Annotated in this window: 12 protein-coding genes and 1 riboswitch; all 12 genes read right to left on the bottom strand. The window is 31.3% G+C overall.

Going from position 1 to position 12,947, the window contains the following annotated elements:
* Nucleotides 1–59: 59 nt before the first annotated feature.
* The gene (locus tag CDLVIII_RS06005) at nucleotides 60–1,598 is read right to left on the bottom strand and encodes an N-acetylmuramoyl-L-alanine amidase (protein WP_035301681.1); all 1,539 of its coding nucleotides are present in this window, start codon (nucleotides 1,596–1,598) and stop codon (nucleotides 60–62) included.
* A gap of 158 nt (nucleotides 1,599–1,756) precedes the next feature.
* On the bottom strand, nucleotides 1,757–2,728 hold the full coding sequence (locus tag CDLVIII_RS06000) for a D-2-hydroxyacid dehydrogenase (protein ID WP_009168538.1): 972 nt from the start codon (nucleotides 2,726–2,728) through the stop codon (nucleotides 1,757–1,759).
* 269 nt (nucleotides 2,729–2,997) lie between these two features.
* Nucleotides 2,998–4,140, bottom strand: coding sequence for a glycerate kinase (locus CDLVIII_RS05995; protein WP_009168537.1), 1,143 nt, complete (start codon nucleotides 4,138–4,140; stop codon nucleotides 2,998–3,000).
* 389 nt (nucleotides 4,141–4,529) lie between these two features.
* Nucleotides 4,530–4,817: a Dabb family protein gene (locus CDLVIII_RS05990; protein WP_009168536.1), complete on the bottom strand. Its 288-nt coding sequence runs from the start codon at nucleotides 4,815–4,817 to the stop codon at nucleotides 4,530–4,532.
* A gap of 205 nt (nucleotides 4,818–5,022) precedes the next feature.
* Entirely contained in the window at nucleotides 5,023–6,075 is a 1,053-nt protein-coding gene (locus tag CDLVIII_RS05985; RefSeq protein ID WP_009168535.1) for an NADH:flavin oxidoreductase, read from the bottom strand.
* Nucleotides 6,076–6,371: 296 nt separating this feature from the next.
* On the bottom strand, nucleotides 6,372–7,598 hold the full coding sequence (locus CDLVIII_RS05980) for an FprA family A-type flavoprotein (protein ID WP_009168534.1): 1,227 nt from the start codon (nucleotides 7,596–7,598) through the stop codon (nucleotides 6,372–6,374).
* A gap of 130 nt (nucleotides 7,599–7,728) precedes the next feature.
* Nucleotides 7,729–8,358, bottom strand: coding sequence for a thiamine phosphate synthase (gene thiE, locus CDLVIII_RS05975; RefSeq protein WP_009168533.1), 630 nt, complete (start codon nucleotides 8,356–8,358; stop codon nucleotides 7,729–7,731).
* Between the two features lie 103 nt (nucleotides 8,359–8,461).
* Entirely contained in the window at nucleotides 8,462–9,289 is an 828-nt protein-coding gene (thiM, locus tag CDLVIII_RS05970) for a hydroxyethylthiazole kinase (RefSeq protein WP_009168532.1), read from the bottom strand.
* A gap of 146 nt (nucleotides 9,290–9,435) precedes the next feature.
* Nucleotides 9,436–10,746: a phosphomethylpyrimidine synthase ThiC gene (gene thiC / locus CDLVIII_RS05965; protein WP_009168531.1), complete on the bottom strand. Its 1,311-nt coding sequence runs from the start codon at nucleotides 10,744–10,746 to the stop codon at nucleotides 9,436–9,438.
* Between the two features lie 158 nt (nucleotides 10,747–10,904).
* Nucleotides 10,905–11,705, bottom strand: a complete 801-nt coding sequence (thiD, locus tag CDLVIII_RS05960) for a bifunctional hydroxymethylpyrimidine kinase/phosphomethylpyrimidine kinase (protein ID WP_009168530.1) — start codon at nucleotides 11,703–11,705, stop codon at nucleotides 10,905–10,907.
* A 16-nt stretch (nucleotides 11,706–11,721) separates the two neighbouring features.
* Complete coding sequence (thiW, locus tag CDLVIII_RS05955) at nucleotides 11,722–12,255, bottom strand: energy coupling factor transporter S component ThiW (protein WP_009168529.1); 534 nt, start codon at nucleotides 12,253–12,255, stop codon at nucleotides 11,722–11,724.
* A 131-nt stretch (nucleotides 12,256–12,386) separates the two neighbouring features.
* Nucleotides 12,387–12,497, bottom strand: a riboswitch (TPP riboswitch).
* 235 nt (nucleotides 12,498–12,732) lie between these two features.
* A complete protein-coding gene (locus CDLVIII_RS05950) occupies nucleotides 12,733–12,927 on the bottom strand; it encodes a hypothetical protein (protein WP_009168528.1) in 195 nt (64 codons plus the stop codon).
* Nucleotides 12,928–12,947 lie beyond the last annotated feature (20 nt).

The raw sequence follows: 12,947 nt of genomic DNA, 5'->3' as shown, positions 1-12,947 counted from the left end.
AAAAAAACAATAGTTAGATTTTCTATATAAAAAACTAACTACTGTTTTATTTAACGTGTCTAATGTAAGTTTTCTGAAACACCTTCTGCAATCGCTTCTGCTATTTTTTGCTGACTATTAGGATCTGCACATCTTGCTGCCTCTTCTGCATTTGAAATAAATCCAACTTCAATTAATATCCCTGGCATCTTAGTATTTCTAAGAACAAATAAACTTCCTACTGCCGCATTAGCATCACTTTTAATACCTCTATTATTTGCTCCAATTTCATTTGCAATCTTATCATTTATTGCTTGAGCAATTTCCTTAGATTTCTCTATTTTGTCAGAGTCTAAGTCACCTCCATATGCTGCATCTTTAGGATGTACACTATAGTAGGTTTCAACTCCCTCTGCTGTTGGTATACCGTCAACAGCATTATGATGTATACTTATAAATAAATTTGCATTAGTATTATTAGCTGTATCAACTCTATGCGCAAGGCTTGAACTTAATGAACCATAATTTGGCATCTCGCCTTCATCTCTTGTCATAACTACAGTGTAACCTTTTTTTTCAAGTTCATCTTTTAACTTAGCTGCAATTTGAATATTGAGATCTACTTCTTTATAAGTTACACCATTTATTGTATATACTGCTCCACCATCACTGCCGTAATCATGACCTGCATCTATTGCTATTATTTGGCCATTACCGCCTTCTCTTCTGCCGTCTGCTCCAATATTAAAGCCATTTATTTTAGTATTAGTAAGCATTTTACCTGCTTGGTCCAAATAATATGCACTACCATTATATGTAATCCAGCTTCCTGCTGCCATAGCTCCACTACTTTTTAAGTAATACCATGCTTCGCCTGATTTAAGCCAGCCAGTTGCCATTGTTCCATCACCATATAAATAATACCAATTATTATCAGGTTTGATCCAACCTGTTGCCATCTTATGGTCTTGGTTGTAATAATACCAACTTCCATTTGATTTTGTCCAGCCGGTAACTGTACTAGCTCCAGAATGTAAAATCATCTCTTGATATAATGCACTGATTTCATCACCATATGTAACACTTGGAGCCCACTTTCCATCTAATGATTCTACAGTAGGTGCGACTCCTTTAATTGTTCTGAATTGTCTTTGGTCATATGTATTATCTCTTGGATATCCATCTGCTCCTGCATATAGTGCTAAGTGATCCAAGTGAGCTTGTACGCCTTGATCCCAATTATCGAATCTTATATGAGCATCCTTATCTGTATCAGATCCACCAGCTGCTATCTTTAACCCACAAGGATTATGAAAACTTTCATCCAGCACGCCACCAAAGTTACCAAAATTGGTTTCCTTTGCCGCTTGTGCATAAGCAATTGCCGGATTTATATTTCCATGATCTGAATAATATTTAAAATACAACTCTGCTAAACTAACAAATGTATCTGTTGCTCCTCTTGATTTTGCCCAACTTTTAGCTTGATCAGCAGTAACTTGACTCTTTGATATTATGTTAACATCACTGCTATCTGCCTTTGCTTCCATTCCTGGAAATAAACTTATTATCATAGCAATAAAAATTGCAAGCATAATAAATTTCCTTTTAATCTGCATAATACATCCCCTTTCTTTCCATTTTCCATTTTAGCATAATTATGAGAAATTACAATTGTAAATTATGTCCAAGCGCCTGATTTTAAGGATATATAGTAAAAAAATTAAGAAGTACCTTTTCAGACACTTCTTAATTTACATTACCTATATTAAATTTTTTATTTATTTGAAGCTCTATAACCTGTTGAAAAATCAACAACATTCATAAGTTTTTCTCCATTAATAAAACTTCTTAAATTTTTTGCACTAATTTTAACTATCTTGTCCAATGTTTCTGGAATATGATATCCACCAGAAATATGTGGAGTAATTACTATATTTTCTATGTCCCATATTCTATGATCTTTAGGAAGTGGTTCTGGATCAGTTACGTCCAACCCTGCTCCTAAAATATGTCCGCTTTCCACCAAATCGCATAGCGCTTCTGTGTCCAATACATTTCCTCTTCCTACATTTAATAGAACAGCTCCTTTTTTCATACACTTTAATCTTTCCATAGAAAACATCTTATAGGTCTCTTTAGTGGAAGGAAGTGATAATGCAACAACATCTACCGTTGGAAGCAGTTCATCTATTTTATCCATTAGATATAATTCATCAATACAATCTGGTTTTCTACTGTTTGACCTTCTTACACCTATGGTATAAGCTCCAAATGCTTTTACTCTTTTTGCAAATTCTTCTCCAATGTTTCCAAGTCCAATTATCAAAACTCTAGAACCATAGATTGATTTAACTTCACCTTCATCCTGCCAAAGATGTAATTTCTGATTGTTTCTATAGACATTAAGTTTCTTAAATATTTGAAGAAGTACTCCTATCATATGTTCAGATATTGCTAACCCATATGCACCTGTTGCATTTGTAAGCACTACTCCATTATTTAATACTCCTTTCTTTATATAAGCATCACTTCCAGCGCTATTTAACTGTAACCACTTCAAGTTTGTTGAATCACTAAGCATTTCTGCAGGTGGATTTCCAATTATTATATCAGCACTTTGAACTATCTTTTTATTTACAGTATCATATGTTTCATATGTATACTTAGCATTAGGTACTGCACTTTCTATTAACATTTTTTGTTTTTCATTTATAGGTAATAATACAAGTATGTTGCTAACATTCATAAATTTCACCTTCAATCAATTTTTATCCTAAAGCACCATTTTACCTCTATTTAATAATTTTATTCCTTTATTGAAAAATTAACAATATATATTTTAACGAAATTTATTCAAATAAAATATTACCGCCTTATTAAGGAATGTTAAAATTATTTTGGCTTATATTACCTTCTACCAAAATAGCCTAACATCTTTTTATTAGCTCAATGCCATAATCCTAAGTTATATTACTTTATCTACTTTGAATATTGTGATAAACAGCTTTTAAATAATTACAACAAATTCATAAGCCTTATTATATTTTCAGCTGTCTTTTCGATATTTTCTTGTCCTTTTTCTAGAGCTTCATCCAGAGAAGTTGCCCCTTTAGTTATACCAAATATTGAATCTATTCCATTTTCATATAGACTCTCTATACCTTCGCCAATTCTTCCAGCTAGTGCAATCACTGGTTTATTGTATTTTTTTGCAATAGTTGCAACCCCTAAAGGAGTCTTACCATACTGAGTTTGAAAATCTATACTTCCTTCTCCTGTCCAAACCATATCTGCATCCTTTATCTTTTCTTCTAATGCAGCATATTCTATAACCATTTGAATACCTTTCTTCAAAGTACCATTTAAGAATGCCATAAGCCCAGCTCCTAGTCCTCCTGCAGCTCCTGCTCCTGGTACATTTAACACATCTTTTCCACAATCCTTTTTAATCACCTCTGCATAATGCTTTAAGTTATCATCTAATATTGATATCATTTCTTTTGTGGCCCCCTTTTGAGGACCAAATACACTTGAAGCTCCTTGTTTCCCACAAAGTGGATTATTAACATCACAAGCTACTTCTATTACAACTTCTTTCAATCTAGAATCAAAGTTTGATAAATCAATACAATTTAATTTTCCTAATTCTCCACCACCGAAGTCTAGCTCATTACCTTGTTTATCTAGCAATTTTCCGCCAAGCGCTTGAATAACTCCTGCTCCCCCATCATTAGTGGCACTTCCTCCAATACCTATTAGTAATTTCTTCACTCCATGATCTAAACAAGTCTTTATAAGCTGACCAGTACCATAAGTTGTAGTCAACAGTGGATTTCTTTTTTCTGCTGGAACTAACTGTATTCCACTTGCACTAGCCATTTCCAATACTCCTACGTCTCCAGCTCCTAAAATTCCATACTGCGCTTCCACCTTATTTCCAAGCGGTCCGATAACCTGTAAAGAATATACTTTCCCATTAGTTGCATCTACTAAGGACTGCATTGTTCCTTCTCCTCCATCAGCCATAGGCACATGTATACAATTGATATTACTATTTATTTTTTTTATTCCTCTTTCCATAGCCTCACAGGCTTCTTTAGCTGTCATACTTTCTTTAAAAGAATCCGGTGCTAATACAATTGTTAAATTTTTCTTCATACTTAATGCTCCTAACTTCACTTTTATATATTTTTTAAATTATTAATTATAAAATTCTAAAGTATATAAATAATTATATTAAAAATTCGTGTATTATTGTAGCTGTAATGGCCATCAATCCTCCAACAATAGATTTAAACGTCATTAATTTCATACGTTCCTTTATATTCATGAATAAAAAACTTTTTTCTATCTTCAATTTACTTACAATTAAACCACAAAAAATAGCAGAATATATTAAGCAATCTTAAATTGAAAATATATTCTGCTAAAATTCAAGGCCTCCACTTTATTAAGTTATTTTGATTGTAGACGTTAGGTTTTAATCTTACATATAGATGTCTTACTAAAGTTTTTCAACAGACACTTTTAATTTTGCAATTATTATCTTAATCTATAGATTCGTAGCATAATGATGCTTGGCTTTCTAATACACTTCCAATATATTTAGCCACTTCAACGTGTACCGGATGAATTAAGTAAGCATCTAAGGCTTCTAATGAATCATATTTAGTAATCAACATGATGTCATAATTTCCTTTACGTACATCAACCTCTACTTTTATATCCCTAAGACTTTCAATCTTTCCTTTCATGCTTAATAATGTATTTCTAGCCTCTTCAATACTTTCCTTGTTATTGTTCTTGAGCTTAATTAACAGATTATTTGTAATCATTTTTATCCCTCCAGTTTTATCTTTAAATATAGTCGATATTCTATATTTATTACAGATATAGTTATATCCATCTATAAGATAATTATAATATTTATAACTTGACAACATATAGTCATATTATTAATTTATATTTTTAAGCTGGTTAATTAACATTCATTTATCCTACTAAATATAATATTTATGGCATAATTAATCCTGAATTAGTTTAATTTTTATTCAAAATACACTTTCCTTTTCCAAGGCATCCATTACAAGATACACACTTAGTTTTGCTAGTATCTCCACTTTCCCATCTTTTAACTAGGTCAGGCTCCGAAATCAAAGGCCTACACATAGCAAAATATTCGATTGTTGTTTCATTCAATATGTTACTCATAGAATCAAAATTTCTATTTCCTCCAACTAATATAACTGGAACTTTATTCTCTGCTGCAATTTTTTCAGTATACTCTTTAAAATAAAACTCATCTTTAGAATTAAATAACTGATACCACGCTCCACTAATTTCTATAGCATTAATACCTTTATTAGCAAGTTCTTTACATGCATATCTTAATCCTTCATAAGTTATCCCTTGATCAATACCATCCATACAATTTATTTTCACAAAAATGGGATATTCGTTTCCAACTGCTTCTCTAACTTCACTATAAGTTTCCAAAACCATTCTTGCTCTGTTTTCAATTGTTCCACCATATTCATCAGTTCTTCTATTATAATAAGGTGTTAAAAATTGATTTAGTAAAAAGCCATGAGCTGAATGAAGTTCAACACCATCAAATCCTGCTTTTTTAGCACGAACTGCTGCCTCTGCAAAGGCCTTCTGTATATGTTTAATATCTTCTTTACTCATTTCCTTAGGCATAATTTCTACACCTCTATATTCTAGTGCTACTGCACTTGGTGCCAATATTTTTTTGTTTCCTATTTCCCCTGATGCATGGGAGCCATAATGAACCAGTTGAAGGATTATTTTTGAATCATATTCATGTACCATGTCTGTTAATTTTTTATACTCTGGTATAAATGAATCGTCATAAATTCCAAAAGATCCTTCGCTTGGAATATCTGAATCAAGAATATATGTATATCCAGTAATTATCGCTCCTACTCCACCTTTAGCAAGATTCCCATAAACTTCTAAGTCCTTTTCTGTCATATGACCATTTACAGCATATCGATCTCCTGCTGCTGCTCGAATTAATCTATTTTTTAGCTCCATAGTTCCTATTCTAGTTTTATCAAATAAAGTTTTCATCAGTAAACACACTTCCTATCTTCTAATACTTATTTTGATTTTTTACTTTAAAAAATATTAACCATTTTAAAATTTTTTAAATTATTTTTAGTATATTATTTAGAGCATACTCTAAGTCAATAATCAATTTAAGATTGACGGCTAAAATGAAAAGGTAACTTCTTGATTATAAGAGTAATTTAATCATAAATGTTGTAATTTTCCTTGAAATATTAAAATTAGGGCTTGTAAATCAAGCCCTAATTTTAATATTTCAATATATTTTTTTAACTTCTTCGTAATATACAATTATTCTTTTATTTATCTTTTCTTAGATTCTCTTTATTTTGCATAACACATCCAAAATTATAACCATAGTCAAAAGCTTGTTTCAAGTCATCCTCACTTGGTTTAAATTTTATACGAAGTCCATCATCAACAACTCTCATTCTAAGCTGCTTTAATCTTTCTATGATATGTGGAACTGCTTCCCCGCTCCATCCATAGCTTCCAAAAGCACTGGCAAATTTATTACAATGAGTTCTTGCAAAAATTGATGTTGTTAAATCCCAAATAGGTTTTAATGCCTCACCTACTATTGTAGGAGTTCCAAATAAAATACCATCAGCAAATTCAAGTTCCTCAAGTACCTTAGCTTGATCTGCTTCTACCATGTCATAAAGCCTTACATCAATATCTCCACTTTCTTGAATTCCTTTAGTAATTTCATAAGCTAATTCCTTTGTATATCCATAAGCACTTACATATGGTATAATTACTGTCTTCTTAGGATTTGGATTAACAACATTACACCACTTCTTGTAATATTCCATAATTTCGTCTATTCGAGAGTCAAGTACTGGCCCATGACCTGTGCATATCATATCAATTTCTAAATCTTTAATTCTCTCTAAGGCTTTTGACATAAACGGATTTTTAAAAGGTCCAATTATGCAGTCAAAGTAATATTTAAGAGCTCTTAGGTATCCCTCATTATCTGTAACCTTACTTAATAAAATTTCATCAAAGCTATAATGAGCTCCAAAAGAATCACAAGTAACTAATGTTTTATCTTCTTCAATATATGTATACATTGTATCAGGCCAATGTAAATTAGGAAGCATCATAAAACGTAGAGTTTTATTTCCTAATTTTAAAGTTTCATTTTCCTTTACAATTATACTGTTAAATTCATGGTTTACAATGTTTTTTAGAAAACCTATAGCAACTTGAGTCCCAATAACTTTAATATTAGGATTTATATCAACAAGTTTTTCTACACTGCCTGCATGATCTGGTTCTGTATGATTCACAACAATATATTCAATGTCTTTAATATCGACTAATTTATTCAATGCTTCTAAATATTCATCGAAAAACTTAGCCTTTGCTGTTTCAAATAAAACCACGCTTTCATTTGTTTTAAGTAAGTACGAGTTATAAGAAGTTCCAAATTCTGTCTCCATTACAATATCAAATACTTTTAAATTAGGATCTAAAACACCTGTCCAGTATAAATCCTTTTTTAATTCTAATATCTTCATATAAAATCCCTCCTAGTATGTTTTCTACACATAAAAATATTATACATCTTTTTCTAAGAAATGATTAGAGTTCTTGTGCATGAAAATAAATTTACTTATAAAAGTTCTACTTATTTATTAATTTTACATCTTAAATTTGCTTAAATATTTCACTTATTTCTTTTGCAGCTTCTGCAATATCCTTTTGCGCAATAATAGCAGAAACTATTGCAAGTCCATCAATTCCAATTCCTTTAAAATCTCTAGCTGTAACTTTATTTATTCCACCAATCACTACTATAGGGATAGATACATTTTCTCTTATTTTCTTTAGCTCTTTCATACTAGTTGGATTTGCATCCTTTTTAGTTCCAGTTGCATACATTGCACCAACACCTAAATAATCAGCACCATCTTTTTGTGCTTTAAGAGCTTGTTCTAGTGAACCTGTTGACACTCCAATAATTTTATCTTCCCCAATTATCTTTCTTACAATTGCTGCCGGCATATCACTTTGACCTACATGTACCCCTGCTGCATCTACTGCGAGTGCAATATCTAATCTGTCATTTATTATAAGTGGAACATTGTATTTATCAGTGATTTCTTTAACTTTCACAGCAGTACTATAAAAATCAAGGGATGAACAATCTTTTTCTCTTAATTGAATTAATGTACATCCTCCAATAATAGCTTGCTCTACAGCTTCTTCTAAAGTCTCTGTACTCATTAAATCCCTATCTGTTACAAGATAGATACTATAATCTATTTTAGGTTTCATATATAAATCCACTCCATTTCTCTATTAATATTTTTTTATTTAATTTAAGCGTATATCTAATTTTACTAGATATACGCTTAAAACACACTTAAAAAATGTCTTATTATTCTTTAATTTTAGCCATTTTTTTAATTATTTCAGAATTTAAATTACTTATCGCATCTATAATGGAAATATGAAAACTACCTGTTCCAATATTCCCTGCCTTTTCAAATGCAATTTCTCCTGCAATTCCCATTGAAATAATTCCTGAAATAGCTGCAATGAAATAATCTGAACCTGCACCACAATATGCTCCAACTAATGCACTTGTCATGCAGCCAGTTCCTGTTACATTTGATAACATTTTTGTTCCATTTTCAAGTATAGCTACTCTTTCCCCGTCAGATATAATGTCTATTACACCTGTAATAGCTACAGTACAATTAAGTCTATCAGCTAAATTTTTAGCTACATTAATGCCTTCATCACTTCCACCTTTTGTATCAGCTTCTGAAGCATCAACACCTTTTGTAGTTGCTTGTAAACCTGCTATAAATTTTACTTCAGACATATTTCCACGTAAAACACTTATTTTAACTTCATCTATTATTCTCTTAGTGGTAGCATTTCTAAATTCTGATGCCCCTGCACCTACTGGGTCAAAAACAACTGGTATGTTTAATTCATTTGCCTTTTTTCCTGATGCAATCATTGATTCAATAGTTCTTTCGTTTAATGTACCAATATTTATTACAAGTGCAGATGAAATTTTAGTAATATCTGCTGCTTCTTTAATATCATCTGCCATAATTGGTGATGCTCCTAATGCAAGCAAAATATTAGCACAATCATTTACTGTCACATAATTAGTTATGTTATGCACAAGAGGTTTGTTATTCCTAACCTCATCTAATAACTTCCCAATCTCTAAAACTAATTTATTCTCCATAAAACTTCAGTAAGAATTTATCTTTAATAATAGTAATATCAAAATTCTTACTAACCTCCCTCCTTTAAGCAATCCTTTTTTCCATCATATAAGACACATGAATGAAAATATCAAGTTCAAATATGCCATGATTATATACTCCAAATTTATTTTTGATCAAAAAGTTCTACTTTTTCACCATTTAAAATTTTATTAGTTGTTCTTACTGCACACATTTTTCCACACATTGAGCAGCTATGTTTGTCTTCTGGTGGTATGCTTTCAAAATATTCTCTTGCCTTCTTTCCATCTATGGCAACCTTGAACATCTCTTCCCAATCTAATTTTTGACGAGCATCTGCCATTGCATTATCTCTATCTCTTGCTCCTGGAAGTCCATTAGCTATATCTGCTGCATGAGCTGCAATCTTTGAAGCAATGATTCCTTCCTTAACATCTGATAAATCTGGAAGTCTTAAATGTTCAGCAGGTGTTACATAACACAAGAAGTTTGCTCCATTAGTTGCTGCAATAGCTCCACCAATTGCTGAAGTAATATGGTCATATCCTGGGGCAATATCAGTAACAAGTGGTCCAAGTACATAGAATGGTGCTCCATGACATAATCTCTTTTCAATCTGCATGTTTGCTGCTATTTCATTTATAGCCATATGTCCAGGTCCTTCAATCATAACTTGAACATCTTTTTCCCAAGCTCTCTTTGTTAATAACCCTAATTCTATAAGTTCTGTAACTTGTCCTGCATCAGTTGAATCATCAAGGCAGCCTGGTCTCATAGCATCGCCAAGACTTATTGTAACATCATACTCTCTAAGAATTTCAAGCAATTCATCATAATGCTCATAAAATGGATTTTCATTTCCTGTCATCTCCATCCAGGCAAATAATAAAGATCCTCCACGAGATACTATGTTCATCTTTCTCTTATCTTCTTTAAATATTGAAACTGTTCTCTTATTTATACCTGCATGAATAGTAACAAAGTCAACTCCAGCCTTCGCATGAGCTCTAACTACTTCAAGAAAATCCTCTGCTTTTATGTTTAAAAGATCCTTTTCAAGATATCCAATTGCATCATACATTGGAACTGTTCCTATCATAGCAGGAGAATATTCAATAAGTTTTTCTCTAAATTCTTGAGTCTTTCCATAATTACTTAAATCCATTATAGCTTCAGCACCAAAGTCTATTGCCATTTTTACTTTTTCCATTTCTCTGCAATAATCCACTGAGTCTCCAGATATGCCTAAGTTAACATTTATTTTTGTTCTTAGTCCATCACCGATTCCTTCTGGGCTAAGTGATTTATGATTAATATTTGCTGGAATAACTATTTTACCCTCTGCTATAAGCTTAATTAATTTTTCTTCTGAAATTTTTTCTTTCTCAGCTACTACCTTCATTTCTTTAGTAACTATACCTTTTCTTGCTGCTTCCATTTGAGTTTTATAATTCATTTTATTTTCTCTCCTTTATCACATTTTTTATATAACAAAATTTTAAATTTACAATTTTTTAATTCTAGTACATAACTTTTAAACCACTATTTCTTTAGAATTCTGTAAAGATTGTATCTTATTGCTAGTTAACTCTTACTTCTTAACCCTTAGCTAATTTAAATATTTGCTTTTTTGTAGAGTTCATAAAAATGATTAGTAGGTCCTACACCTTTACCAAGCTCAAAACCATGCTCAATTGCAACTGTTATATATCTCTTTCCTTCTTTAACAGCTTCATCAATACTCATATTCTTTGCTAAATTTGCTGCAATAGCAGATGATAAAGTGCAGCCAGTTCCATGAGTATGCTTTGTATTTATTCTTTCTTGCGGTAAAAACATAAAGTTCTTTCCATCAAATAGTAAGTCTGTTGCATCCTCTTCTAAATGTCCGCCTTTAACTAAAACAGCCTTTGGTCCAAGTTCCTTAAGTTTTAAAGCTGCTTCCTTCATTTCTTCTAAATTGCTTATTTCTATACCTAAAATTTCTTCAGCTTCAGGTAGATTAGGAGTAATTAGTGTTGCTAAAGGAAATAATTCCTTAACTAAGGTATCCTTAGCATCTTTTGATAATAAATTAAAACCGCTTTTTGAAATCATAACAGGATCTAAAACTATTACTGGTAGTTTTTCAACCTTTTTTAAAGCTTTAGCTATAGCTTTTATTGATTCAATTTTAGAAACCATACCTATTTTTATTGCATCAACCCTAATATCATCAAAAATAACATCTATTTGTGATTCTATCATTTCTGGATTTATATCTTGAATTCCAAAAACCCCCATGGTATTTTGAGCTGTTACAGCCGTGATAACGCTCATTCCATAAACTCCATTTGCAGAAAAAGATTTTAAATCCGCTTGAATTCCCGCTCCTCCACAAGTATCTGATCCTGCAATAGTTAATGCTCTAAACATAAAATCATCCTTTCATTTAAATTTGATTAGTACTATGTTTTTCATCTATTGGTGACTCATTCTCTATTAACATTTTCTTTATAACAGGAATATTTACAAAGAAATATGCTATTATTGCTCCAACTGTGCAGCTTGATATAAATGGTATTACATAGACAAATACTGCAACATTCTTACCCAAAATAATTTCTGTCACTGGATAAGCTAATAATGCTCCTAATATTCCTGTACCAATTATTTCTCCAAGTACAGCTATACTTGGTTTTCTAAATTTCTTATAAAGAATACCTGCAAGAAACGCACCCACCATGCTTCCTGGAAACGCCAATAAACTTCCTGTTCCCATAATATTTCTTATAAGTGATGTAATAAATGCATTTGCAAGAGCATACACTGGGCCAAGGGTTATTGCACCAACTACATTTACAAAGTGCTGCACCGGAGATATCTTGGCCGCTCCAATTGGTACAGAAAATGTTCCAAATATCACAGAAATCCCAATTAACACCCCACTTAATGCAATTTTCTGCGCTTTACTTCTTTCCTTCATTTTAATGACCTCCTAAAAAATAAAATAGATTATTTTTTTAAGATTTTTTAATTGATTAACTTTGAAGAAGTTAAATATTTTAAGCAAAAAAAATGTATCCCAACGGGATACATTAACAACCATATGCACACAAAAATATTAATATACTTCCCTACGTTGGTACTAACCAAATCAGGTTATAAGAGTCTAGGAAATCAATTTTTCCAATCTCAGCTAAAATATTAGCTCCCCTAGTTATTCAATTATAAAATTATCTTTTACAATTTAAACATTATACCATTAACCTTAAAACGTCAAGCAATATTTTTAGTGATAAATTATAAACAACAATCAATATTTAGTGATAAATTAAAAGTTATGAGTTATGCTACTAAAAGTAAGAATCTAGAAAGTGAATGTTTAAGTTTTATATATGATTAGCATAACTTTCTCTGTTAGCTTTATTCTTAACTTTGTCACTTATCATTCTTAACTGATCTAATTGTTCTTTACTAATACATAGTATTTTCCATATCTTTTAACAGGTTTTATTACCTCAAATCCGTTGATAAGTTCGCCTATCACTTGATCTTTAGCAACCTCAATTAAAATTGTTTCCTTCTTTTTCTTAACACGTTCTGCTGTTATTACGGCAGGTTTTCTGCCTATGTTAGTTCTGCTTTTAGATGGCATTTTATTTCATACTCCTATTA

The sequence above is a fragment of the Clostridium sp. DL-VIII genome, from assembly GCF_000230835.1.
Lineage (GTDB): Bacteria > Bacillota > Clostridia > Clostridiales > Clostridiaceae > Clostridium.
The sequence above is the reverse complement of the archived record's forward strand: the minus strand, read 5'-3'. Positions and strand labels throughout refer to the sequence as shown.